22 protein-coding genes are annotated in these 24,457 nt (G+C 46.3%); 8 read left to right on the top strand and 14 right to left on the bottom strand.

Annotated features, from left to right (window positions below; translation table 11 throughout):
- Positions 1–26: 26 nt before the first annotated feature.
- The 9 genes from K2Q26_06045 to K2Q26_06085 form a co-directional block, all read right to left on the bottom strand.
- Positions 27–1,742 (bottom strand): amino acid permease, encoded by a 1,716-nt coding sequence (locus K2Q26_06045; protein ID MBY0315059.1) that lies wholly within the window; start codon positions 1,740–1,742, stop codon positions 27–29.
- Positions 1,743–1,812: 70 nt separating this feature from the next.
- Positions 1,813–2,508: a hypothetical protein gene (locus K2Q26_06050; protein ID MBY0315060.1), complete on the bottom strand. Its 696-nt coding sequence runs from the start codon at positions 2,506–2,508 to the stop codon at positions 1,813–1,815.
- 141 nt (positions 2,509–2,649) lie between these two features.
- The gene (locus K2Q26_06055; protein MBY0315061.1) at positions 2,650–3,810 is read right to left on the bottom strand and encodes a cyclopropane-fatty-acyl-phospholipid synthase family protein; all 1,161 of its coding nucleotides are present in this window, start codon (positions 3,808–3,810) and stop codon (positions 2,650–2,652) included.
- 139 nt (positions 3,811–3,949) lie between these two features.
- Entirely contained in the window at positions 3,950–4,795 is an 846-nt protein-coding gene (locus K2Q26_06060) for a DMT family transporter (GenBank protein ID MBY0315062.1), read from the bottom strand.
- Between the two features lie 86 nt (positions 4,796–4,881).
- Entirely contained in the window at positions 4,882–5,034 is a 153-nt protein-coding gene (locus K2Q26_06065; protein MBY0315063.1) for a hypothetical protein, read from the bottom strand.
- A gap of 1 nt (position 5,035) precedes the next feature.
- Positions 5,036–6,193 carry a hypothetical protein gene (locus tag K2Q26_06070; GenBank protein ID MBY0315064.1) on the bottom strand — a complete coding sequence of 386 codons (1,158 nt, stop codon included), beginning with the start codon at positions 6,191–6,193 and terminating at the stop codon, positions 5,036–5,038.
- Positions 6,194–6,258: 65 nt separating this feature from the next.
- Entirely contained in the window at positions 6,259–7,227 is a 969-nt protein-coding gene (locus K2Q26_06075) for a DUF3445 domain-containing protein (GenBank protein ID MBY0315065.1), read from the bottom strand.
- A 4-nt stretch (positions 7,228–7,231) separates the two neighbouring features.
- Positions 7,232–7,873 carry a GNAT family N-acetyltransferase gene (locus tag K2Q26_06080; protein ID MBY0315066.1) on the bottom strand — a complete coding sequence of 214 codons (642 nt, stop codon included), beginning with the start codon at positions 7,871–7,873 and terminating at the stop codon, positions 7,232–7,234.
- 9 nt (positions 7,874–7,882) lie between these two features.
- On the bottom strand, positions 7,883–8,434 hold the full coding sequence (locus tag K2Q26_06085) for an NAD(P)H-dependent oxidoreductase (protein ID MBY0315067.1): 552 nt from the start codon (positions 8,432–8,434) through the stop codon (positions 7,883–7,885).
- A gap of 100 nt (positions 8,435–8,534) precedes the next feature.
- Here K2Q26_06085 and K2Q26_06090 point away from each other — a divergent pair, with 100 nt between their 5' ends.
- Entirely contained in the window at positions 8,535–8,858 is a 324-nt protein-coding gene (locus K2Q26_06090) for a TRL-like family protein (GenBank protein ID MBY0315068.1), read from the top strand.
- Positions 8,859–8,926: 68 nt separating this feature from the next.
- Here the strand turns inward: K2Q26_06090 and K2Q26_06095 are convergent, their stop codons facing one another.
- On the bottom strand, positions 8,927–9,853 hold the full coding sequence (locus tag K2Q26_06095) for an EamA family transporter (GenBank protein ID MBY0315069.1): 927 nt from the start codon (positions 9,851–9,853) through the stop codon (positions 8,927–8,929).
- Positions 9,854–10,000: 147 nt separating this feature from the next.
- On the opposite strand from K2Q26_06095, the gene K2Q26_06100 reads away from it, so the two are divergent.
- From K2Q26_06100 to K2Q26_06115, 4 genes are all read left to right on the top strand, one after another.
- A complete protein-coding gene (locus K2Q26_06100; protein ID MBY0315070.1) occupies positions 10,001–10,525 on the top strand; it encodes a hypothetical protein in 525 nt (174 codons plus the stop codon).
- Between the two features lie 318 nt (positions 10,526–10,843).
- Complete coding sequence (locus K2Q26_06105; GenBank protein MBY0315071.1) at positions 10,844–12,007, top strand: amino acid permease; 1,164 nt, start codon at positions 10,844–10,846, stop codon at positions 12,005–12,007.
- Positions 12,008–12,240: 233 nt separating this feature from the next.
- Entirely contained in the window at positions 12,241–12,894 is a 654-nt protein-coding gene (locus K2Q26_06110; GenBank protein MBY0315072.1) for a hypothetical protein, read from the top strand.
- Positions 12,895–12,954: 60 nt separating this feature from the next.
- The gene (locus K2Q26_06115; protein MBY0315073.1) at positions 12,955–15,321 is read left to right on the top strand and encodes a class I SAM-dependent methyltransferase; all 2,367 of its coding nucleotides are present in this window, start codon (positions 12,955–12,957) and stop codon (positions 15,319–15,321) included.
- On the opposite strand, the gene K2Q26_06120 is transcribed toward K2Q26_06115, so the two are convergent.
- Positions 15,292–16,362, bottom strand: coding sequence for a hypothetical protein (locus K2Q26_06120; protein ID MBY0315074.1), 1,071 nt, complete (start codon positions 16,360–16,362; stop codon positions 15,292–15,294). The genes K2Q26_06115 and K2Q26_06120 overlap by 30 nt on opposite strands.
- A 225-nt stretch (positions 16,363–16,587) precedes the next feature.
- Between K2Q26_06120 and K2Q26_06125 the strand changes: the two genes are divergently transcribed.
- Positions 16,588–17,487 (top strand): hypothetical protein, encoded by a 900-nt coding sequence (locus tag K2Q26_06125; GenBank protein ID MBY0315075.1) that lies wholly within the window; start codon positions 16,588–16,590, stop codon positions 17,485–17,487.
- A 24-nt stretch (positions 17,488–17,511) separates the two neighbouring features.
- Here the strand turns inward: K2Q26_06125 and K2Q26_06130 are convergent, their stop codons facing one another.
- On the bottom strand, positions 17,512–18,141 hold the full coding sequence (locus K2Q26_06130) for a hypothetical protein (protein MBY0315076.1): 630 nt from the start codon (positions 18,139–18,141) through the stop codon (positions 17,512–17,514).
- 58 nt (positions 18,142–18,199) lie between these two features.
- Positions 18,200–18,808 (bottom strand): hypothetical protein, encoded by a 609-nt coding sequence (locus K2Q26_06135; GenBank protein MBY0315077.1) that lies wholly within the window; start codon positions 18,806–18,808, stop codon positions 18,200–18,202.
- Positions 18,809–18,932: 124 nt separating this feature from the next.
- On the opposite strand from K2Q26_06135, the gene K2Q26_06140 reads away from it, so the two are divergent.
- The gene (locus tag K2Q26_06140; GenBank protein ID MBY0315078.1) at positions 18,933–20,057 is read left to right on the top strand and encodes a DEAD/DEAH box helicase; all 1,125 of its coding nucleotides are present in this window, start codon (positions 18,933–18,935) and stop codon (positions 20,055–20,057) included.
- Here K2Q26_06140 and K2Q26_06145 read toward each other — a convergent pair.
- Positions 20,054–20,251, bottom strand: coding sequence for a SlyX family protein (locus K2Q26_06145; GenBank protein MBY0315079.1), 198 nt, complete (start codon positions 20,249–20,251; stop codon positions 20,054–20,056). The two genes, K2Q26_06140 and K2Q26_06145, sit on opposite strands and share 4 nt — an antisense overlap.
- Before the next feature lie 167 nt (positions 20,252–20,418).
- Here K2Q26_06145 and K2Q26_06150 point away from each other — a divergent pair, with 167 nt between their 5' ends.
- Positions 20,419–24,264, top strand: a complete 3,846-nt coding sequence (locus K2Q26_06150; GenBank protein MBY0315080.1) for a hypothetical protein — start codon at positions 20,419–20,421, stop codon at positions 24,262–24,264.
- Positions 24,265–24,457 lie beyond the last annotated feature (193 nt).

Consider the following 24,457-nt stretch of genomic DNA (forward strand, 5'->3'; position numbering starts at 1 on the left):
GTTAGATTGATACTGATATCGACAAGTTATGTCAATTTCGTCCTCAATGCGCTTCGCTTCATTCCATATAAAAAATAGATCGCAAGGCCGACGAGTAACCATGCCCCAAAGCGGATCCAATTCACATAGCCGAGCTCGGTCATGAGATAACTACACGTCGTAGCGCCAAGTACGGGAATTAATGAGAGTTTTTTTCTAAAGGACCACACGACAAGGAAGATTAAAAATATGATATAAAAATAAGCAATCATATGGTTGGCAAAGTTTTCATGCTCGAAATTGAATGGATTTAAAAGTTCAGGGCGAGACGCCAACATAAAATATAAAATGCCGCCAGCGATCACCGGGAAAATCCACTGACTATTAATATACCAGATTTTAAAACGGGCGTTGGTGTTGTCGACAAGCAACGTTCCAATGCAGACAATGAGAAATGCAAAGAGAGTTCCGATACTGGTGAGATCCGTCACTTCCGTCAGATTCATAAAAAGGCAGGGAATTCCCACGACAAATCCCGTGACGATGGTCGCAAACCACGGCGTTTTATATTGAGGATGAAGTTCTCCAAAAATTTTTGGGAGTAGTCCATCTCTCCCCATGACCATCCAGATGCGCGGTTGTCCCAATTGAAAAACCAAAAGGACGGAGAACAAGGCAACGATCGCACTCCCCGCCACTAGCGATGACACCCACGGAAGATTTGCACCTTGTGGCCCAAACACATAGGCCAATGGATCTCCCACATTCAATGAAGTAAAGGGAACCATTCCGGTGAGCACTAATGAGATCAGTACATACAATACGGTGCTAATGAGTAACGAAAAAAACATCCCTAACGGCAAATCTCGCCGAGGATTTTTACACTCTTCGGCCGTCGTCGAAATGGCATCAAAGCCGATGTAAGCGAAGAACACGCCTGACACCCCTTTGAGAACCCCAGAAATTCCATTGGGCGCAAACGGCACCCAATTTGTGGGGTGAATATAAAACGAACCGACAACGATCACGGTCAACACCACGATAATTTTGAGCAAGACCATCGCATTGGCAATTTTTTTGGACTCGCGAATCCCGATATAAACAATCCAAGTGCAAAGCACATTGATCATTAGGGCCGGAATATCCATCACCACAGGGATGTTAAACGCTCGTGGCGCCATCACATAGGCGTTATAGGCATCCATCACGTAGTGGGTCTGCTGCTGAGCGACCGCCTCCAACGTTGATCCTTGAGCCAGAAGTGGACTTACGGCTTCGAAGCCCCGCTTCGCCGTCAGAAAATCCATACTCAGATAATTGGGAAATGGAATGTGATACTGGTGCAAAAATGCAGTGAAGTAATCGCTCCAAGAGATGGCCACCGCAATGTTCCCGATCGCGTACTCCATCACCAGATTCCAGCCGATGATCCACGCCACGAGCTCTCCGGTGCTTGCGTAAGCGTAGGTGTAGGCCGAGCCCGAAACAGGAATCGTGGAAGCGAATTGAGCGTAACAGAGCGCCGAAAAACCACAGGCAATCGCCGTAAAAATAAATAGGAAAGAAACTGCCGGGCCACCATGAGAAGCCGCCGTGCCGATCGTCGAAAAAATACCGGCGCCGATAATGGCCGCGATACCAAATGATGTGAGATCCAGAACTGTCAGCGATCGGGTCATACCGCTTGAATGACTTTCATGATCACTATCGACCATTATTTTGTCTATCGGCTTCTTTCGCAAAAGTTGTGAAAAATCCATCATTCCTCAATTCGTAAAGGCTTGAGTTCTTAATTCAAATTGAGGAGTTTGTAAAAGAGATTTGCCCGCGAAATTATCGAATCTGCGATAAATCCTGGGTTAAGCGGTTTTTAAAACTTTCGAGCGCTCTACTTTTAGCCTCCGCAAGATAAAAGGCATCTCGTTTTTTCCATGCCGGCACATACTCATCACTCAATTGCCCTTCCGACGATGAGCTCATATACAACATTTCGTTTCTCACATCCCACATCGCCGAGTTGACGACAAACAAACTCTCAATCGTGTTTCCGGGAACAAAAAATGCCGGGAGAAGGAGGACGTAGGTTCCGCTCAGGGAGTTCATATCTGTTTTGACTGCACCGACACCTTCGATCACCAGAACCGCATCCGCGCGGGCCTTCGCCGCAGCGGTGCGGATATCTCGAAGATCTGGATCGCGCACCAAATGAGAATTGAGTTCGAAAATACTTGCCACGCGATCCTTGGGAGCATTGGCCCTTAAGAGATTTAAAATGCTGTCTCGATCCTCTTGGGACCAGCGCCAATCGCTTCCGTTGTAAGCTTGAGAGTGCTTAAAATAGACGGCCAACTTAAATTGAGCCGGTAAGTTTGCTTTCCGAGCGAAAAGTTCTTTAATTTCTTCGTCGTTATACTTGGGCGTTTTGATTTCGGAATAAGAGGTCAAGTCCTCGCTCACGTAGGATTTGTACGAGGAACATCCAGTCAGACCAAAAACAAAAACCATAAATAAAAAAACTGAAGTGCGCATAGGCTCCTTTGGGTTGTAATTAGCTTTACGATAACAAAGCTATTCACCCTGCCTACTGATCGCTCGCTCAAAAGCGAAAGATCGAGACTGAATGGCTCGACCTCACTGAGCTATTTCACTGAGCTATATCCTTTGGCTATCTCACTTTGCCAACGCAAATTGACCGACGTCGATGCGTTTAGCGAGGAATGCACCTTCGCAGTAAGAAAGGTATAAGTTCCACAGGCGAATAAACTTATCATCGAACCCCATGAGCTTAAGTTGTGGAATCACCCGATTAAAATTCTGCCGCCACTGATTTAATGTTTGGGCGTAGTCATGACCAAATTCAAAGACATCCACAAGCTTCATTCCTTGCTTTTGAGGATGTTCCGAAAATGTATTTTTCGTCGGGAGCATTCCTCCGGGGAAAATATATTGCTGAATGAAATCCGTTCGATTTTTGTAGCTTGAAAAAAGATCTTCACGAATTGTAATGCCCTGTATGAGGGCCTTCCCATGGCTCGTCAGTGACGAATTGATTTTTTCGAAATAATCTTTCCAATACTTTTCGCCAACGGCTTCGATCATCTCGATGGAAACTACTTTATCGAATTTTCCCTGAATATCTCGATAATCTTGTTTCACGAGATTCACATGGGACTTCATTCCTTTTTGATCGATTAATTTTTCGTTGTGGCGGGCTTGCTCGGCGGAATTCATCACCGCGGTGACTTTGCATCCCGTCTTCTCCACCGCGTGACTAAAGAAGCCTCCCCACCCACAGCCGATCTCTAAGACATGATCGCCCGGCTTGATATCTAAAACCTCAACGATCCGATCGAATTTTGCTTTCTGCGCCTCCGCCAACTGAGTGGCACCCTTGCTATAAATGGCCGCGGAGTACGTCATCGTTGAATCTAACCACAAATTATAAAAACCATTTCCGAGATCATAGTGAGCACTAATGTTTTTTTGCGATCCACTGCGATCATTGCGATTTAGAAAATGACGGAGTTTTGCCAAGAATGTGCCCTTCCAAGTCCCGTGGAGGGCTTGGGCTAACGATTGATCATTTTCGCAAGCCCAACGAACCAGCGCCGTGACGTCATCGACCACAATCGACTCGTCAATGATCGCTTCAGCCAATCCAATGTCGCCTTTACTAAAGATCAGATCCAATGCACTCCACTCTTTAACTTCGACTCGAATGAGAGGATCTCCATGTCCATAAAGTTCCGTCTTGCCGTTGGGCAAAAGTAAATCGACAGTTCCGAACTGAGCATTTTTAAGAATCTTTAAAAAAACTTTTCCGCGAATCATTTGAAAACATCCTTTATTTGAGAGCTCTGTCTAGCATAATATAAAAGACATTGTTGCACGATCAACAAATTGCGAGAGATGAGTTTTCGTTAAGAAATGAGGCTGTTAGCCTAAATTAATGTCAGTCTTCAGCCATAACTTAGGCTAAACGGACAATAAGAATCCCTGCGAGAATCATGGCGACACCAAAAATCTTTCTCAGATACATGGGTTCCTTTAACACATACACCCCGAGAAGCGTTGCAAATACAATGGAGATTTCTCTCAGCGCCACGATGTAAGGTGCGGGCGCCTGCGTGTAGGCCCAAATCACGATGAGATAACCGACCGAGCCGGCAAAGCCCACCCAAAATCCCTGCCACTTGTAATATTTTAAAACTTCGACAATCTGCTTTTTACGACTTTGATACAAGAACGGGAACGCAAAAACCGAAGCGGCGACGTTCATCACTAAAACATAAAACACAATCGGAATCTTTTGCGCACCTAAACTATCAACAACGGTGTAGGACGCCACAAGTAAACCGAGCAAAAAAGCGAGAATTAATCCCTGCCGTGCTTTTTTATTTCGAATTTCGTAACTTCCCAGAGCCACCGCACCCAGCACCACCAAGCCAATTCCAAGAATCCCCGTGGGTGAAAGTTCATTAAGGCCAAATGCCGAGATCACGAGGGCTGTAAATGCAATGCTTAGGCCTCTTGCAATCGGAAAAACTAAAGATATATCCGCAACGGCATAAGCACGGGTCAGAGCCAATAAATAAAGTCCCTGCGCGATCCCCGTCGACAAAATAAAAGGCCACCACGAACTTGAAAACTGAATATTCAACGCGAAGTAACTGATCGGTGTAGCGATCACACCAAAAATAAACCAGCCCACCATTAAAAACGAGGCCTTATCCGCTGAGGTTTTTTTTAAATGGAAATTCCACCACGTTTGAAAGAGGGATGAGGCGATAACGACGAAGAAGACACTTAAGGACATAGCTGGAGTTTCCCCAATTTCACCGGGAAATACAACGTTATTGAGAGACCCACGGTTAAAATGGAGCTTTAGAAAATTTTCCGACTCTAGAAGAAAGTATACACAAAAGGAGAGAGGGCTGTTCCCTGGGTAAAGAATATGAGGGTCCCCAAAAGGAAAAACACCACAAACACGGGAATCATCCACCACTTCTTGTTGTAGATCAGAAACTCTCCGAATTCTTTAAGGATACTCAACATACTACTCTTCTCCGTCTTTCAATTTAAGATCCGTTACTAACAGATCCGCCAATAGATTGTGGCTCGCTCTATTCGGATGACTGTCGGGAAGGAGAAAATCTCCTTCGATATAGTCCGCCAGAGGAAATTTATTATAATCGAGAACATCAAGCTGATGCCTCTTAAAAGTGGACACCAGCGCTGCATAATCCATGGATTTGTACTCGTCGGGGTAGATCAGCACAGTAAAAGGATTCTTTGCGCCAAACTCCTCCTGGTACTTTTGTTCAAGAACTTTGAGGAAGCGAGCGTATTGGTCCATTTCGCCCTGACCAACGATCGGATAATTGATATCAAAAAAATCGATGACCTTAAAAGAGGAGAGCAGTTTGGCGATAAGGGTTTGCACGGGTTTGCCCGAGGTTTGATTGCCACGGAATTCAAACTCGTAAGGCGATAGTTCCTCATAATAGGCCGTGACATGATCCTTCGCTAAGCGACGAAAATTGCCGACGAAGCGATTGATATGGTCTTTATAAAAAACATAAATCGCTCTCCCACTCCTGGGTTGTACTTCAGAGAAAAAACCATCAAACTCTATTCTCGCCAGCACATCAGCGGCCGAGTACCCCGGCCCCCCTAGGTTATAGGAGAAATAGGTCTTTTGCTTCTCATTCAATAGCCATGGAAGTGTGTCGCTATCGGTGAGCCAATCGCCCCAGACAAATGAACATCCCATGATCAGGAGGTGCTTCGCTCGCGGAGGACTCGCTGGATCTCTCGGTGCTGAAAGCCGGCGGGACCAACCATCAGTGCTTTCCACGGTCGAATACTGAATTTGCTTCGACCCGGCATAAGTCACATCTAACCTCTCGGTGACGTTGGGTAAGGGCTTTAGTATTCCCTGGGGACTACGCTCAAAGTTGGATCGTTGAAGTGGCACAAGATCATGATATTCTGGATAACTTTTTTCACTCTGGCGACGCTGGAGAAACGGATATCGGGCTTCGATTGTTTTGCGCTCTTCGGCAGAGACTTGCTGGTAAAGACGGGGGTCCTTCTTAAGCGTGGGCGGTTTCATTCGCCACTGGGAGTAAATTTCGATGACCCCTATAAATGCGACAAGCGAAACTCCAAGAGTTAGAGCTGTAAAAACAATTTTCTTTTGAGTGCTCAACATAAAAAACTCATTTGAGAAACCGCCCCCAACAGAGTATCGAATTTTACAGAGAGATCAATCCGAATTTATTTACTATTAAGCCACTGGACAAGATCATCAAAGCACTGATCAACACCTTTGTAGACTCGCGACGCCGGGGTCATCGACTTTAAGGCCGATGTGAGCTGATGTCTTTTCTGCAAATCCTCTTTGATTTCGAGTCCCGACCAAAATGAAATTTTAATACTAAACAGAGCGGCATCGACGTCGGAAAAACCCTGAGTCACTTGGCGCTCCACGCGAAGAAAAAATGGATTCTCTTGAGAAAGATCAAAGGTGCGCCCTTTCCAAAGCTTAGGATCAACTCCCGGAGGAGGAACGGGATGATGGTTTAATCTTTGGTCCGTCACAAACGACCACACAAATCTCACATAGGGCCCGCGCTCAATCATGGCCTCAACCATTTTGTCAGAGACGGTCAGTAACCGATCAATGCCCGGGACCGGCTTATGAATATCAAAAAAACTCAAACCAATCTTGTCCTCTGCGGCCCAGTGACTTGGAGAGCAAAGGTGGAGGGCGCTGAGCCACTCGCCTTCCGGGCGTCGAATCAATACTGCCAAATCTTCGGGCACCAAAAGCGCCAATCCATCCCACATGGACTGGGGCAAAGGATCCAAGGCCCCCCGATAATTCAAAAGCTCGCCTTTATCAGAAAAATAAAAGGTCTCTTGGGTCAAATGGGAGGTCAAAACATTCCGCCCCCCTTGAGTCTCTAAATGAAAATGCTCCGGCCATTCGCGAGAGAGCTTTTTGGCAATTCCCATCACCACACGCGCTTCCACCTCTGGTAAAAAATTTCGCTGGGCTAAATATTTAGAGAGTCTTTCTTTGCGACACTCCAATTTATTGGAACGATATTTTAAGAAATCCTCTTCAATTTGAAAGGCCTTTTGATCCAGCTCACCGTTTCCAAAATCGGTCCCCAGCGGCTTCATGCCGGCCGTGACTTCGTAAATGCCTTTGTCGATCGGGAAATATCGTGACAACTTCATAGTTTTACTCGAGGGACTTCTCCATCTCGATCCGTAATTGATTGTCCTTAGACAAATAAGTTTTCGTAATCTTAAATCCATGCTTGAGATTTAAAATCATCATTTCTGGAAACTCGTTTCGGGTTTTTGTGCGCAAACTTTTGTAGCCTCGCGCCCCACACCACTCCACCAGGGTCTTCATCATGAGAGAGGCCAATCCGAGCTGGCGGTATTCCTTTTTAACCCCACCCAGCCAACTGTAAAAAATCTGCTGATCGATTTCGTAGCCGAGTTTAAAACCCACTGGGAGATCGTCGATATAAACTACGACTAAGCAAGGGTTCCGAACCGTTTTAAGTCTCTCTAGGTCATCTTCCCCGTCCCAACGAGAAAAAATGGTTGCGGCAAGATCCGAAACAATTCGAGACTCAACCTCAGAAATCTCCAGGGAGACCACCACCCGGTGCGATATCGGAGCAAACCTTGGAACTCGATTTCCATTCCACTCAATGTCTTCAAAAAACATAGGACGAGGGCGCACCCACAACGACCCTAAGGCGTTGGGATAGAGAGCCTCGTAAAGCACCAGATCCTCGAGCGATTCACTGTGTTTGACAACACCCTTGAGTTTATAGAGTTTGTTTTTGTAGTGCCTGTAAAGATTCATAGGTCTCCGTTAGCCATTGAGCTTCGCCACGAAGGCCAGATAATTCGTCACAAGCTCGATCAGCTTTTTATGCTGATTCGGATCGATGAGAGTTCCGTCCTTTAAAACCTCATGAGCCTTCGCGAGAGCAAAGGTCTGCGGATACACATACGCACCCAGCGTCGCGAAGGGAATCGTTGAGGAGGTCAAGGAGCGAATCGCGCCAAATCCACCGGGAGATGCGCCTAATAATAAAATTGGCTTCTTAAGCAAAGGCTGTGGTCGCAATCGAGAAAGCCAATCGATGGTGTTTTTTAATGATCCCGCCATGGCGCCGTTGTACTCGGGGCTAGATATGATTAAACCTTGGGCTTTAGCAACGGCCGCACCCAACTTTTGAACACCTTCTGGGATTCCACTCTCTTCGATGTCTCCATCATAAACCGGTAAAGACAGCGCTTTAAGATCTATCACGTGGGCGTCGACGTCAGGAATGGTTGTACATATGTCCTTCGCGACCGCAACAAATTGTTTGTTGAGTGAAGCGACCCGTAAACTGCCAGAGAACAGCAATATTTCCATTTCAAATCCTCCGTGGAGATCTCTCCACAAAAAACACCACTATTGACATCTAAAACATTTTTTGAGTTGATTGTACTTACAAACCAACCGAAAGGCATTTATGCGTATTATGTTATTTTCTGTTTTAGCTATTATCACTGCAAGTCTTATGACAGCGTGTGCTTCTGTTCCTAACCGCGCCGGCATGGGCATTTTGTACACTGATGTTAAAGATTTCACAAACGTTGAGTACATCAACCTCGGAACGTCTAAAAAAGGTGTTGCTTGCGCTAACAATATTTTAGGCATGGTTGTCACCGGAGATATGTCTATCGAAGCGGCTAAGAAAAAAGGTGGAATCACTAAAGTTGCCACTGTTGATATGGAAGGTAAATCCATCCTTGGCGTTTACTCGACAGTTTGCTTAGTTGTTCGCGGAGAGTAATCATCATCTTTAGATGATTTGTCTTAAAAAGACCCCGAATTCAGGGGTCTTTTTCGTTGAGGCGGAGTTTATTCCGCCGCCGGTGCCGGCACAGGAAGCGGCCCCGCCTTTTTCTTCATCACTACAAAATAGATTCCCAAGATGACCAGGAGAGTGAAAAGCACGGTCGTCAGTGTCACCGGTTCGCTCATAAACAACCAGCCCAACCAAATGGCCACCACAGGATTGACGAGCGCGTAGGTACTTACAATTGTCGGTTCACCATGACGATTGAGCCAAAGGTACGAGCTAAAAGCCGCCACCGAACCAAAAAGGATCAGATAGATGAGGGCCATCACCGAAGAAAACGTGACGGCTTCCGGCTTAAAACTATCGAAGCCTTCAAACACCGACCAAATCACCAACATACAAACCGCGCCCACACTCATCTGCACAGAAGAGAATCGAAATAAAGAATTCTTCTCTGAGGACTTTCTTTGAATCAGTGTCCCGAAGGCCCAACTCACTGTCGCGGTGGCCAATGCCAACCACGAAATCAAAGTCCCGCTGCTCTCCGCCACCGCTTGAGACTGAGTGAGTAGAAAAATTCCAACAAGAGACAAAAAGATCCCCGCCACTTGACGAAACTGAGGGGGCACTCCCTCGAAAACTTGCCAATTGAGAAGCATAATCCAAATCGGCAGTGTGCCGCAGACCACAGCCACCAATCCCGAGGGCAAGTCGGTTTCTGCGAGACACACCAAGGCGTTCGCCAAAACCAAAAGCGTTCCACTGAGTGCGGCGATTTTAAAGTCCACCTTGTGCAGAGGTTTTTCTCGTCGAGCCCGACTCATTACGTAAAGAATTAAACTTGCAAAAACAAATCGAACGGAGGCCATAAAAAATGGGGGAAATCCCACAATGGCATATTTGATGGCAAGATAGGTGGAGCCCCAGACTAAGTAAATACAAGCAAAATTGAGTATGATCTTCCAACGAGCGACAGCGGTATCCATCTAAAATCCTTATGAGAGACTTCGGAACTTATCACCGAGGGCATTTCCAGCTCAATTTGTAATTTAGATCATGAAGTTATTCCAAGAATTCAAAAAAACTTCAAAATTTAGGCTCCCTTTCGAGGGGACTTATGCTAGTTTTGCCTCATGGATTCACAGACCTGTGTCACATGCTTAAAGCCCAAAGCCACCCATCAGTGTGGGCATTGCCACTCTTCCGTATGTAAGAAGTGCGCGCACTTTTCTGATGTCGATGATTTTGCATTTTTAAGAAAAATTCCTGCGACCCTTCAGCACAGCGCTTACTGCCAGACTTGCTATGACAATGTCGTCATTCCCGAAAAAGAAAGTTACAACAAAATCCTGGAAGCCGCTCGTAACATTTATGTTTTCTTTAGAGGACAAGGTAAAGAAGTTCGCCAGCTTTTTATCAAACGACCCGAAATCGTTTATGAGGTGGAAGGTTGTGCGGATTACGATGAAACAATTCTTCGTATGGCCTTCTATGCCGTTCAAGATAATTTTAATGTGCTCGTGGATGTAGAAGTGGACTCCGATAAAAAGTACAGCGGCTCCTACCAGACTCTCAAATGGCACGGGAAAGCCACCCCATCCTTTGCCGATCCGGAAAAGCTACAACGACAAGTAGATCCTAAGTTTTCAAAGTGGTAGTTAGATTTTGTTTTTTTTAATCGAACGATGAGCCGTGATTTTTGCTTGAGGTTTTATGGGCGCGCAGTTTTGGAAGGCGGCTCCAAACATCATCGACACTAGAATCATAGAAACTAAGAACGCCGCTTTTTTCAATGAACCCCTCACAGGAATATTTTCTAGCGTAGCATAAAAACTATTTTGTGAAAGAAAATCCTCTCCTCACCTTCAAAAAAAATAATGTATGTCTCATATTGGAACCGCCAAAGGTCGAGCGATTCCCATGCCATCGACCGCAAATCGATTTGCTTTTTGAAATTCCTCACATATAACTTGGTCATGTTCTCCAAAAAACGCGCCGTTTTACTTATCGTTGCAAACTCCGTCGGTACCGGAATTTTTACGACCACAGGATTTGCTCTGCGGGATCTACAGTCCCCTTGGCTCACGCTATTGGTTTGGTGTGTCGGCGCACTTTATTCTTTTCTCGGGGTCTACAGTTATGCCGCCCTTCATAGAAAATTTCCCGGCTCTGGAGGCGAGTACCACTTTCTCAGTCTGGGAATTCATCGCTATCTCGGAGTCATCAGTGGCTTTGTCTCTATGGTCGCTGGCTTTACCGCGCCCTTGGCGGCCGCCGCCATCGGATTTTCGGTTTATTTTCTTCGCGCGATACCCCTCCCCGTCTCTTCGCAAGTGGTGGCCTTTGTGGTCCTTACACTTATTTTTTTAATGCACTATTTTTCCCTCCAGCGCGGGATGAAGTGGCATGATCATTTTGTTTTTTTAAAATTAGGCTTATTCGTTTTACTTTTGCTCGCTGCTTTCTGCGTTTCGGAGTGGCGCATTCCCGAGTTTTCTATGAAATTTGATGCACTGACGTTCTCAGGATCATTTTTCTGGATCGCCTATGCTTTTTCAGGATGGAACGCGGTCTATTACGTGGCGAGCGAACTTCTCAGTGACGAAAAAACCGTGAACACCGCTTCTTACCATGGGACTCTCTTGGTCAGCCTCCTGTACATCCTTATGAACATTCCACTTCTGTTTGGTGTGGATTGGCAAAAGCTGAGCGGCTCCACGGAAGTGGTCGCGGTGTTTTTTGAGGTCAATACCGGGTACTCGGTCGAGCGTTGGGTGTCCGGGCTGATCGCTCTCGGATTACTATCGACAGTCTCGGCTTTCCTCGTCATCGCCCCTCGTGTTTATTCGAGAATGGCTGAGGATCGCGTGTTGCCAACCTTCTTCCTGTTTAAAGCAGGAGAACACCCCCGCCACGTCTACTTATTCCAATATCTCATCACTCTTCTCTGCATCGCTTTAACAAGCTTCGAATTTATTCTACGTTATGCAGGATTTGCTTTAACTGTTTGCTCATTATTTTCCGTCCTCGCGCTTTTTATTCATCGAGAAAAAAACGCGCCGCTGAGCTTTTATTTTCTTCCAACAATTTATGTTTTACTCACGACACTTCTCGTTGCCTACGGTGGTCCGTGGTTTTAATCCACGACCTTGCGCCAGAATTGACTGATCGAAGATTCAAATAAAAATTGGTACCAAAACAGAACCGCTCAAAAAATACGTCTGCAATTTCGGTGATTTGAAAAATGCATTTTGAAAATCAAGAATCGAAAATTAAAAATAATAGAAACCACCGGATTTATTTTTTTTAGACATATCCGTTCACGTCTCCCAAACTAAACGAACCGAAAACTAAAACCACTCATGGGAGGAATATGAAGAATATTTCATATCTGTTGATCGCATTTTGCTTACACTATTCAGAATCTGTCTTTGCAAACCCCAAAGAAGGGATTCAAGAGGACAGATATTTGGTTTACCAGGTGACCGCCAACTCTAAGATCAACGCTCGAAATTCGACGAACACGTTCGCAACATCAGCATCTCCTCTGTTGATCGAGGAAAATACTCACGTCATAGTTTTAGAAAAAACAAACGACATCCGTGAAAATACCTGGGTCCACGTTGGTCTTGAGCGCCCTCATGACGAGGAGACTTTCGAATCAGACTTTTGGATACTTGAAAAAGATTTAATGTCGTTGCCCCTCCGCCAGATTGAAGACGGCGTGCTCCGCATGACCTATTGCTATAGGTATGTGAAACGATACTTACTTGAGCACGGCATCGTCGATGAGTACTTGCCCGGAGCCTCCGCGTACATGGCCGCCTCTATTCTACCCAAATATGGCTTTTATAAAACAGGCCGATCCCCTTCACAAGCTATCATCCTTGACGTCTGTGTTTACAAGGGGGGACCCTCGGGACATGGTCACATTGAGATTATGACTCCTTCGGGCTGGTATTATGGGTATGGCTACAAATCTCAGCCCATAAAAAACCGGGTATTGATTTCTTGCTTTCATAAATAAAGTCCTCGTAAAATTAAAGAGCTCCATTCACGGGGCTCTTCCGAGGAGAAATAGCAGCTCATGTTTATATTATTGGCACTATCTTCTTTTTGTGTCTTTAGCTATTTCACTCTTCTCAATCCCATTTTAACAACCGTCTTGGCGGGTTGGCAGCTTCACATTATTTTTGCGGGACCGCTTTTGGCCTTTGCTGCGGGCAATCTGGCCTCGTACTTGTTATTGAAGACGCCAGCGAGAGCCCTCACTCCTAAATGGCTTTGCTACGCTTCGGTGATTGCCGTCCCCATCAGTCTTTGGCTGATCCGTACGCAACAATTGGCCTTAGACCAAGAGGCTCTGCTGCAGTTAAAAGCCCTCGATTATTTGTTAATAGAAAATGTCCTCCACTCCCTTTTTAAATCATTGCAATTCCGACTGCTCTTTCTCGCCTCGATTCCCTTTATATTTTATGGAATCTTCTTTAACAGCCTCTTAAAAGTTGTAAAGCCTGAGGACGTGAACCTTTTCTATGCCGTCGAGATTTTAAGTTTGAGCTTTGGGATTGTGTTTACAGAAGTGATGCTTCCTCGAATTTCACTTCAAGGAATTGTGTCCCTCCAACTGCTCTTGTGTTTTTATTTCGCTTTAAAAGAGGATCAGAGATTGAGACATCCCATCATTGCGATGGTGTCCCTTCTCCTCCTTGGGATCAACCTATTTCCCAATTATCTTGAGCCTGCACGCAATTTAAATTGGTCCGCCCGAGATTTTTCGCAAAAGTATAAAGTGACTGAGAAGAAACGAACTTGGACCAGTTACGCCAAAGTCCAAACCCTCCACATCGCCGGGCCCGACGGAAACTCGAGAATAATTTCCATTGGGGACGGAACTGGCCATGCTCGACTCCTCACCCAAAAAGACGGAGCTCCGCAGACGGTTAAGACTCATACCGACTCCATCACCATGGCTCTCCATCCCCAAAAATTACTGGTCCTCTTCTCAGGAGGCGGCAGCGATATCATTACAATTGGTCGTCTCTACCAGAACCCCCCGGCGATCACTGCCGTCGAACTCAATCCTTACGTGCTGGAACACGCCATGGAGGCCACCTTATCGGCAACTCCCGATTTTTTAAAGACCAGCGGCACCCAAATGCACATCACCGACAATCGCGCGTTCCTCGAGACGACGTCCGAGAAATTCGACACCATCCTTTACTCTTGGTCGGGGGCGTCCTATGCCCATTTCTCCGGAGCCATTCTCCACACGACTCAATACACATTTACTCACGAAGCTCTGGCCACAGCACTTCAACATCTTAACGACAATGGGTCATTGGTGATTTTTGGAGCGAATAAACTGAATCTCCTCTTCTCGATTCATAAAATTAAAGATCAGTTTGGCATCGTACCGGAAAAGTCTTTGGCCCTCTTTGCCGCTAAAGGTTCGGAGAAGAAGAGTTGGCGAGAAAATTGGACGATCTTCGCACTGGTGATTAAAAAGGGAGCCCTCAAGAAGGAAGAGGTTCAAGCGATCGAAAAAAGCCTGGAAGACAAAGATTGGGTCACCCTATACTCTCCCTTCCACTCGGATACTCCCGAACTTCTTCCTTTTTCCAGAGCTGTGAGAGCGAGCACCTCCACAGAGGCTCAACACATCATTAACGAGGCGTGGGGACTTTACCCCGAGGCCCATGGCGATGATAAGCCTTTTTTATATAACTTTTATGGAACTCAAAATCCTCTTTCACCTTCGTTTTGGACTTCGGCCTTTGAAGAGCTTCAAAGCTCACCTTGGAGAGCCTCTCGGCAAGCTCTTACGATTTTGTTTTTGCTTGTTTTAGCCTGTGGAATTTTAGCTCTGCTCTACCAAACGCGGAGTTCGAAATCCGTGGGGTCGGTGTTAATAAATATTGGGGTGGGTACACTGACAGGATATTTTTCCACATCGATGACATTACTTTTAACCTACAAAACTATTCTTTATATCGGAAATCCCTCAAGAGCGGCGTGCGTGGCCCAACTGAGCTTTATGATCGGGGGATTAGTGGCCGCCTTTTATTATAGACTCCAAAATGGCGTAAAATATTTAATACTGGCCTCCGGTGCTGTGCTCGGGTTTTCAAGTTGGATTCTTTTTTCCAAAACCCAAAACTTAATCTTTCACTTCCCGATCAATTATTTGACGTGCTTTCTCGGACCGTTACCTTTCTTTTTCGTAAGCACTTCGCTATTTCTTTTTTCAATTCAAGACGTGAAAAAAAAGAATGAGGCCGCTCTGCCGCTGTTTGTATTTATCAATTCAATGGCGGCAGTCATTGCGGCGATGATGACACCCGTCTGGGTAGAAAGTTACGGCGTTCGCCATTCGTTTATAGCTTCAACGGTACTCATTTTTTCTTTCTTCGCTTTGTGTACACTAGGACGTTTTCTTCATCAGAGACAATAATAAGTGTTCGTGCTCGGAATATCCACATGCTTTGCGACGAGAATTCATTCGAGAAATTCTTGGAGACTTTTTCAAACGATGCAATTTTTTGCTCCGATCCGCCTCGAAAACCAAAGGTGCGACGTAGTATTTTCGACAAACCGCCACCGTATTTCCGAGGTGCGATGCCACCTTTCGAATCACTTCGAGCTCGCGCTTCTTTTCCGAAGTCTTCGAACTCTTCTCGATAAAGCCCATCTCCAATAGGGTCTCTAGAGCTTTCACCGTTCCGCCCCAGGTTCTAAAATCCTTCGCGGTGACGTTCGAGCCTGCGATCTCTTTTAAATAATCGTTAATATCCGATGATCCCAGGTCATAAACCCGACCGTCTTTGTCTTGGTAACCGAAAAGATCTTGCCCCGGTAATTCTTGGCAACGACGGATGATACGACTTAAGCGAAGATCCGAAAAAGTAATCTCCCGCTGAACGCCACTTTTCCCACGAAAACGCAGATGAATCCGAGCTCCTGAGATATGAGCATGGTGATTTCTTAACGTCGATAGACCGTAAGATTTATTTTGGCGAGTGTAGATCTCATTGCCCACTCGAATATGACAGAGATCCATCATTTGAATCGCGGCGGCTAAGACTTTTCTGCGAGAAAGCCCCGGAGGCTTTAGATCTTGTTGAATTCGCAACCGAATCTTTTGAAGCGATTGTCCAAAATCAAAAAGCCGGTCAAATTTATTTTGATTGTGGTAAGCCACCCAATCCGGGTGATACTTGTACTGCTTTCGCCCCCGAAGATCACGCCCAGTCACCTGAATATGGCCGTTGGAATATCTACTCATCCAAACATTAGACCATGCCGGAGGAATCACAAGTTTTTGAAACCGTTCGAGGATTTTAGGATCCTTTACGATTTTATTTTTAGAGTCCAAATAAATGAATTTTTTGCCCCGCTTTTTTCGATAAAAGCCTGGCTCGTGGTCAGAAACATAACGTAAGCCTTGCTGCTCAATACACTTCACGGTTCGTAAATCGATAGGGGTCTTCATCATGCAGGTTCAACTTAGCAGAAAGTCTGCCAACGCTCTAACCCATCACCCGGCTATTCTCGCCCACAGAAAGATGCGAATTTCCCCAACGTGTAGAGAATGGCTACAAATCGATCTGTATTAACTTCAAAGCGAGTGAACAAATTTTCTGGAGAAGTCGTAGTAGTTCTCTAATGAAAGAAACTCCCCTAAAAGCCAAGGTCAAGCATCTAAAAAAAAGGGGTAACCATGAAAATGACAGTCCTATTCCTGTGTTTCTTTTTATTCAGCCTTACAGGATCTGCAAAACCAGATATCAAATCTCCACGCTCTAGTTTTAAGCAAAAAGTGATGGACCGATTTGACGCTCTTCTTAAAAATCGACCGGTGACTTTGTCTTCAGAGCTTAAAGAGATCGCACAGAATCGGACCTATGTGGGCTATCCCGGAGGCGTGGGACTTCAACCTTGGGTGTGGTTCGACAATTGGGAATCTTTGCGTGTGGATTTTGGTGTTCCCCAAAATCAAATATGGCATCGCGATCCCCCTAAGGGCCTCCACGTTTCTCATACGCCGGCGCAAGGTGTCTGGGGGGAGAGCGTGAAGTTTTCCGTTGTTGGCGGACAAGGTGGCTACGTTCAAGTCGAGAAAGAAGCGGAAGCTTTATACGATATATACAAACGCAGCGGAGAAAAGCCTCTCATTCTTTTATGTCATAGCAGCGGATGCCGACATTTGGTGAGCGTAGGCTCCTACTTGCGAGATCAAATCGGTGATGGAAAGTGGATCGAACGTGTGGTGATCATGCAAGGAGGGTTCTCCGGAAACAGCATCGCCGCCGATGTGAATCGTAATGATCAGATCCGTCGTCAAAAATTACGGGCCCGAGGAATGTCCGCTGAGGACATTCAACGCCGCTCCGAGGAGCTCTTCCTCTCGCAAATGCCGGCCTTCTTTTACGTGAGCGATAATGGTCGATTGAGCGGTCCAGAGCCGCGCTACGGGCATTTTCTCGGAGATCTCAGCTTTGGTCACACCGAGGCCGTTGTCAGCTTTGATCAAAAAGCGGCTCGAGGAGGACAATTCATCTCCTACAGAAATGCTCTCACCCAAGTGCTATTGGAAACCTTATATCCCGATGCAAAGTAAAAGTCGCATGGGCCTTCCCCTCAACTAGGGACTGACTTTGATAGAGTTAAGAACTTTATCAAAGTCAGATTCGCTCAGTGCCGATCTGCGGGAGAGAATAATAAATTTGTACACGATGGTCTTCGCTTTCCCCGCAAATCCATAAACCACGACGTCCCCTCCATTGATAAGAACCTTGGCTCGGCTGGCCTGCTCTAATCCCGGCACCTTGATTCGCATTTCGGTGACGTCGGGCTTCCCATCTCCTAGCTGCGAAGCAATGTCTTGAAGAGAAGATAAAAAAGCGGAGCGACTATCAAAGTCGTCATTTTTTAGATTAAAAATTTCTAATGCCCCTTCAAACGAAAGTCGCTCGTTGCTGAGAGTAAAGAAGTCGATACTTAAGAGAGCCCCGGGACTCTGCGCCGAGAACTGTTGCATGACTTGAAGAGCGATATCGGGATCTGACGTCGCCGTCAGTGGCCAATGGATTGAAAACGCGCCCGCACGAAAATATTTCCAGTCCTCTTCTTTGATGTACGAATGGCTGACTTGAAGAATATTTTCGCCCAATTGAGTGAGCTTTTCGCTTCGAGATTCGGAAAAATAATATCGTAAGCCCGCAGCCACAACAATAAGGCTGGCAATACCGGCGATGACCATTTTCGGGGACAAAAATAGCTCCTTGCTAGATATCCCTATATCGTAGGGGAACTGTTCTTAAAAAGCAAAATTATTGCAAGACTTGAGGGCTCTGCTGAAGACTCTGAAGTCTCTTGCTGAGCTCGACCATGCTCTGCTTCAGAGACTTCGTACTGAGTTCGAGACTGGTCATCTTGAGCTTTTCGGCATCTGTCTTAAGATTTTGAACCTCTTCGATCAACGTCGGCAATTGGAGCTCGAGTTCAGAGAGACGCATCGAGATTTTCGCACGATCCTGATCTGTAGCGACATGCCCTTCGGGTCGCTTCAGATCGACCAAAGATGCATTTAAAGCTTGAACCTTTTCTCCTAAAATACGGAAAGCTTCCATCTTTTGCGCGCGCTCCGCCTGCGCCAACTGCAATTCCTCGGCCTTAGCGGCAACCACTTGAGCGGCCGACTCCGCAGCGGCTCGGGCCTCGTTAAGAGCGCTCGACATCGCTACCACACCCTCAGAGACCCCCTTAGCACATTCGGCAAAACGCCTCATCAATTGCTGAATATTTTCGAAGTCGTTGTCGGAACGCATTTCCATGCCTCCAATTCGCGAACCCAACTTAATAAGCTCTAGAAATGTCTCATCGAGAGTGAGAACGGTTTCAGCCAACGGAGTTAATGTTTTGCTTTTAGTATTCGACATTAAAAAACTTTGTCACGAGATCTAGAACTTGCCAAGGACTTTGTGACCAAAAATTTTTGAGTAGATTTTTCAATATTTATTGAGAAATAGCCGCTGCCTCATCGAGCTGATATATTCGCAGCCTATGAAGAACTTCGAGCTATTCCATCTCCTTCCGTCTCTCCTTCAAACTTTAAAATCCAAAGGTTACAAAACGCCCACTGAGATTCAGAGCGCAGTAATCCCACTCCTGCTGGAAGGAAAGTCCGTCGTGGGAGTTTCCGAAACTGGAAGTGGAAAAACTTTAACCTACGCCCTGCCCGTGCTTCATTTGTTAAAAACTTTAGAAACTCAGGGAGACAAAATTACGACGGCCTCGCGCCCCCGTGCCGTGGTAATGACTCCATCGCGCGAATTGGGCGAACAGGTTGCAAAGGTATTTAAGGTTTTCACTCATGACACTCGTTTGCGGGTGCGCTCAGCCCTCGGAGGTGCCACCTTTGAACAAAGCCGAATCAGTGTGGCTGGAGAATTTGAAATTCTTCTAGCCACCCCGGGACGACTGCTTCAGCTGATCGAGAAAAAATTGATCGATCTTTCAGATGTGCGAATACTGATCTTTGACGAGGCTGATCAAATGTTAGATCAGAGCTTCCTGCGTGATTCTAAAATTATTGTTTCCTTTTGTCCTCCGGAGATCCCGATGGCTCTCTTCTCGGCGACCGTTTCGCCCACAGTCCAAGACTTAATGAACACCCTTTTCGAAAAGGCGCAGGTGATTCGGAGTAGTGGTGCCGGCAAAGTGGTAAAGACGCTCACCACTAAAAACGAAAAGGTCATTGATGGGGAACGTTGGCCCGTTTTCGAAAAGCACCTTCAACAAAAAGTGGACGGAGGAACGATTGTTTTCGCCAACACTCGTGAGCAGTGCGACACCATTGCTAAAATGATCACCTATAAGGGTTACAAATGTCTCCTCTACCGTGGAGAGATGGAAAAATTAGACCGCCGAACAAATCTTAAAAAATTTAGAGACGGTGAAGTGGATCTTTTAGTTTCTACGGATCTTGCCGCCCGCGGCTTAGATTTAGATCAAGTGGGTCGAGTGATTAATTATCATTTGCCAAAACAGATGGACAATTATCTCCATCGCGTGGGACGAACCGCTCGCGCCGGCCGTGAAGGCTTGGTGGTGAATCTCGTCACCGAAAGAGATTTGCCATTGATCGACTCACTCAAGGCGGGTGAAAAACCTCCTCGCCGTCGTTAGTAGTGCGGAGGCTTATAATGACCCGTCTGGATCGATGGGTCGCCCGCTTTTATCGTTTCTGAGACCACCTCCAGCGTTTTTACCATTTTGTCGATGAGGGCATATTGCTCGTCGACCACTTTTTGTAAGTCTTCGATTTGCTTTTCTTGATAGAACACTTTGATCTCAAGATCGATGAGGCGTTGATCGTTCATATGTTAGGATATGACACAGCCTTTCTCACGGCGCAATGGAACCGGCGAAATCTCCCCTCAAAGCATGCAAAAAGTTCACTCAGAGCGGAAGGAATAGCCAGTCTTTTCTACAAATTGTATGTTTCGCCTCTGAGTTCAATCACATTCCGTTACGGGGTATACACACAATGACTTACCAACTCTTTCGCAGTTTCGTAGTTTCGCTGACCTGTCTTTCTTTAATTTTTTCGGGAAGTCCTTTTCCGTTCTCCGTTCGCAAGGCTCACGCGCAAACCACCAATAACTCCTCACCTTCAAACGTTACGGAGGATGTGCCGGTCAGTCAGGAGCGTCTTCGTGAAGATCTCCAGCTCGCCCACTGGGTCAAGCTGGATCAAGAGATGCCAGCTCTGACAGAATTTGCTCTGGGCAAACCTCTCGTCGAAAACAATCAACCACTTTGGAAGATCGATCCTAAAAGCCCGGTTCTTGATGAAGACCCCTACTTCCTACGAACCCAAGGCTGGGTACCGCTCTCTGGAGAGCCGCTCAACGACGTCGCTCGCTGCGAAAGCATTTGCACCGGAAAAACGTCCAACGGCGAACTTCTTCTCTCCGTGGCCAAATCGAGTAAAGCTCTTCAACTGCGTCAAAAATTCACAGCGGTTCTCGAAACCGAGACATGGATCTTTTTAGCGGCCGACACCGACGAAATTTTTAAAGACAAAATAAGTTCCACAGGAGCTCCGGCTCAGGGACTTTTCTTTGTGAATAAAAATGATTTAGTCATTCTCTCGGAAAAGTCTCAACCGGTTCCTGTGTTCCACTTACCTCTCCCGGGACGAGGCTGGTTAGCGTCGGAAATGACCGCGCGTGAAGTTCCTATTTTTGATAAATTGGCTTTTAAAGCGAAGGATGGATTCATTCTCGATGTGGAAAAAACCGACGTCATCGAAATGGAAGAGCTCAGTCGGAAAAACTTCACCACGCTTCAGGTTGTCACTTTTGTCACCAAAGGGGTCAACGAAGCGGGAATTGCTCTTCCGGAGCCAAAGTCCACCATGGCGTTCGGACTTATTGCCAGCACCATCACTTCCAAAAGTTACTCCAGCACCGAGTCCTTAAATTTTAAACGAGCCAGCCAAGTCGCGTCTTCCCTCCTTCTTCCCACCGCTCACGCCGCTGACGAGCCTGAGGATGATCGCGAAAAAATTCTCGCAGCCGCTCGGCAACGCGGAGAACAGCTGGAAAAAGAACAAGCCGCCGAACCTGCAAAGAGATCGGTGTGGCGCCGATGGCTTCCGCCGGTGGCCCTCTACGGCTCTACGGGAGTGATGGCCTACGGCGCCGCTCAACATATCGATTGGACCAAATTCATTACCGACGATATGCCTCAGCGAATTCTGACGGTGGCGTCGATTTTTGGCGTCGTCGCGGTCACAAGTTTGGTCATGCGATACACAATTCACCGGGATTTCTTTGATAAGAAATATCCCAAGCACGAAGCCACAACACTTCTCGAAAAAATAAATCGAGAACATAAAGCGTTTATGGATGAATTTGTTTATGGGCTTCGCTTCTCAGCGGGGGGGACCGTACAGACTCTATTACGCTCCATGGATTATCTTAAGGACCGAATGTTCCCTGGCAATAAGATGATTCACGAGGCCTGGAACGCGACTTTAGGGTTCTACATTCAAGCGAGCTCTCGCCTCCCGATCGACTACAGATGTTTTTATCTGGGAGCCATCGTCTTTGGAATGTCGGATGCTTTAATGGTGGCGGTGGATCTGCTCATCTTTACTCCCTATATCATTAAAACGATGGGAATTACATCGATCGACGGAGCCGTTGTGGCGGCCTTTGCCTCGGCGACAGTTCTCTCCAACTTTTTAAGCTATCTGCAAACCGGTGCGTTGACCTACTCCATGGATATTCGAATGATCCACATGGATCGCGCCAAAAAAGAAGCGCAGAGAATTTTATCAAGCCAGGGCGTCGATGTGGAAAACCCAAAAAACGCTCACTTGGTTAAAGATTTACAAGAGGAAATTCTTTCGAGAGTCTCAAAGTCGGTGGGATTACCGGGTCAAGAGGCTTTTCTCTACGACGCGATTACGGTGATGGAAAAACTCATTGCGGGATCGGGCTACTCTCCCAGTGGACTTTCTCCAGAGCAGCGGGAAAAAATCAAAAGTCATAACTTCGTCTTAAAAAGCAGACACTGGGGACTCATAGTGACAGCCCTCAATAACGCCATTAACAATGCGAAGTCGATCCAACGCTCTCACCCGTCCGAGGCTGGCGCTAAAACCATCGAGATGTTGGAGTGGGCCCTAAAGAACAAAAATTGGAGTAGCCTCAGCACCATCGCGGGCGTGTCGCAAAAGGTGGTGACGGGTCCACAATCCGACACTCCCGAAGATCTCGAGAGTCAAATCAACGACGCCCTTCTCAAAGAGACGGTGGAAAGTAAAGCTACGGCAGAGGCTCCTTTGCCTTGGTGGAAATCTATTTATGTGGGAATTCGAACAACTCTGAAATACGCGACGACGAGTGAAGCCCGCAAAGTCCGAGATATTCGCATGGTCCTCTTTCTTATGTCGACCACCGGTTCGGTGAAAGATGTTCTCGAATTTCTTCCCCCCACGTGGACCAAAAAATCAGGGTCGCCCGAAGTCGCTCAAACTGCAGCGGAACTTTTTCACCGCGACTACATGGCTTTGTTTATTAAAAAAGCGCACACCGCAAAACCCACCGAGGAAATGATTCGGGAATACTCTGAGCGCGCCGAGCGTATGGTGCAAACCATGAGCGAATCGGACGCGATGCTCTCCGATAGCTTTATCCGCCAAGCCCGAAAACTAGACGTCATTGCTCAGCTCTACGAACAGGATCAGGCTCGTATTAAGTTTTTAACTTACGAACCTGATGAACTTTCCAGATGGGAAAAGAAACAGTGGGATAAAACTCTCACGCGTGTCGAGTCCAGCTGGGACGAATCGACTCGACCCATCATCTCCGAAAGCTGGAAAAGCGCAGGCGAAACTTATCAAGCTCGATACAAGGAGAACGATACGGACTTTAACATGAGTGACTGGATTAATGATACATCCAAGAAGCTCGTCATTGCCACGGAACTCGCGAAGCAGTTTGGATTGGAAATTTCCGATATTAATGAATCACGTCTTGTCCAAGACGTCGTCTTAAAGTCATCGGCTCAAGCCGAAGGGGAACTCAGCTCTCCGGAGATTAAGAACTACACCCAAAAACTTTCGCCCAGAGAACGAGAGCACTACGAGGCTCGAATCTTTTATCGTCACTTTGTTTCGAACTATTTTGATCAGACGATCACGAATGATAAATTTGATGCGTATTCGAAAGAGTTTCCGGGGCGCTTCCAACCGATCCGTGCGAAGTTGAGCACAAAAACGTGGGGCAAACCCATCATTAATGTCCTTAAAGCTTTGGAGATTGGCTTTAGATCGGATGCCGCCGCTTATTCTCCGGGACTGGTCTCCAAGCTCAACAGATCCGTTCCTTTAGTGCCGGACTTTTACCATAACTTTGTGCGTGGAGCGCGAAGCTTCCCTTTTAGCTTAACCGTGGGTTACGGCGTGTCTTATTATATTTGGCAGATTCATATGCCTTACCCGCTTTTAGTTTTTGGTCTCGCATTTAGTTTTTTACACCCAAGCATGGTCGAAATGAACAATCGCATTATGCGAAACTACAATATTAAGCCGATGGACGATGTCCCCAGTAAATTGACCTACTCGTTCATTCATAGTCGCCTGACCAATCCGCAGGTGATGTTCGAGATGATCTATGCCACTACGATCGTAGGCATTTTAACAACGCAGAACATCGCATTGGGTGTTGCCGCGACGTTGGGATTTTTCGGGACGAAATATTACTGGAAAACTCTGAAGGACAAAGAAAAACAACGTCTTCGCGAGGAAATGGTCGTCAAAGAAAATGAGACGATTGAACTTCGACAAGTGCGATGTCTCAATATTTTTAGCGCACCCTAAGAAAAATCGAACGACTTCAACGCCGCAAAAATAATCTTCTTAAGCAAAAAAACCCGGAAAACCCGGGTTTTTTTATTTTTTTTATTTTTTCTGCGGAGGCCTCAAGCCTCAACGACAGAACGCAATAACGATCATTTCGCAACGGCACCCATCGGAAAATTCCACCACTACAAATTATTTTCAATTTCAGCAG

The organism is Bdellovibrionales bacterium, assembly GCA_019750295.1.
Taxonomy (GTDB): domain Bacteria; phylum Bdellovibrionota; class Bdellovibrionia; order Bdellovibrionales; family JAGQZY01; genus JAIEOS01.

Bases quoted from the DNA above. Each gene is read 5' to 3' on its own strand.
- K2Q26_06115 (MBY0315073.1), top strand. From the start codon at position 12,955: ATGTTTATATTATTGGCACTATCTTCTTTTTGTGTCTTTAGCTATTTC.
- K2Q26_06090 (MBY0315068.1), top strand. From the start codon at position 8,535: ATGCGTATTATGTTATTTTCTGTTTTAGCTATTATCACTGCAAGTCTT.
- K2Q26_06125 (MBY0315075.1), top strand. From the start codon at position 16,588: ATGAAAATGACAGTCCTATTCCTGTGTTTCTTTTTATTCAGCCTTACA.
- K2Q26_06120 (MBY0315074.1), bottom strand. From the start codon at position 16,362: ATGATGAAGACCCCTATCGATTTACGAACCGTGAAGTGTATTGAGCAG.
- K2Q26_06080 (MBY0315066.1), bottom strand. From the start codon at position 7,873: ATGAATCTTTACAGGCACTACAAAAACAAACTCTATAAACTCAAGGGT.
- K2Q26_06075 (MBY0315065.1), bottom strand. From the start codon at position 7,227: ATGAAGTTGTCACGATATTTCCCGATCGACAAAGGCATTTACGAAGTC.
- K2Q26_06095 (MBY0315069.1), bottom strand. From the start codon at position 9,853: ATGGATACCGCTGTCGCTCGTTGGAAGATCATACTCAATTTTGCTTGT.
- K2Q26_06140 (MBY0315078.1), top strand. From the start codon at position 18,933: ATGAAGAACTTCGAGCTATTCCATCTCCTTCCGTCTCTCCTTCAAACT.
- K2Q26_06085 (MBY0315067.1), bottom strand. From the start codon at position 8,434: ATGGAAATATTGCTGTTCTCTGGCAGTTTACGGGTCGCTTCACTCAAC.
- K2Q26_06045 (MBY0315059.1), bottom strand. From the start codon at position 1,742: ATGATGGATTTTTCACAACTTTTGCGAAAGAAGCCGATAGACAAAATA.
- K2Q26_06145 (MBY0315079.1), bottom strand. From the start codon at position 20,251: ATGAACGATCAACGCCTCATCGATCTTGAGATCAAAGTGTTCTATCAA.
- K2Q26_06100 (MBY0315070.1), top strand. From the start codon at position 10,001: ATGGATTCACAGACCTGTGTCACATGCTTAAAGCCCAAAGCCACCCAT.
- K2Q26_06060 (MBY0315062.1), bottom strand. From the start codon at position 4,795: ATGTCCTTAAGTGTCTTCTTCGTCGTTATCGCCTCATCCCTCTTTCAA.
- K2Q26_06065 (MBY0315063.1), bottom strand. From the start codon at position 5,034: ATGTTGAGTATCCTTAAAGAATTCGGAGAGTTTCTGATCTACAACAAG.
- K2Q26_06105 (MBY0315071.1), top strand. From the start codon at position 10,844: ATGTTCTCCAAAAAACGCGCCGTTTTACTTATCGTTGCAAACTCCGTC.
- K2Q26_06070 (MBY0315064.1), bottom strand. From the start codon at position 6,193: ATGTTGAGCACTCAAAAGAAAATTGTTTTTACAGCTCTAACTCTTGGA.
- K2Q26_06135 (MBY0315077.1), bottom strand. From the start codon at position 18,808: ATGTCGAATACTAAAAGCAAAACATTAACTCCGTTGGCTGAAACCGTT.
- K2Q26_06055 (MBY0315061.1), bottom strand. From the start codon at position 3,810: ATGATTCGCGGAAAAGTTTTTTTAAAGATTCTTAAAAATGCTCAGTTC.
- K2Q26_06050 (MBY0315060.1), bottom strand. From the start codon at position 2,508: ATGCGCACTTCAGTTTTTTTATTTATGGTTTTTGTTTTTGGTCTGACT.
- K2Q26_06150 (MBY0315080.1), top strand. From the start codon at position 20,419: ATGACTTACCAACTCTTTCGCAGTTTCGTAGTTTCGCTGACCTGTCTT.
- K2Q26_06110 (MBY0315072.1), top strand. From the start codon at position 12,241: ATGAAGAATATTTCATATCTGTTGATCGCATTTTGCTTACACTATTCA.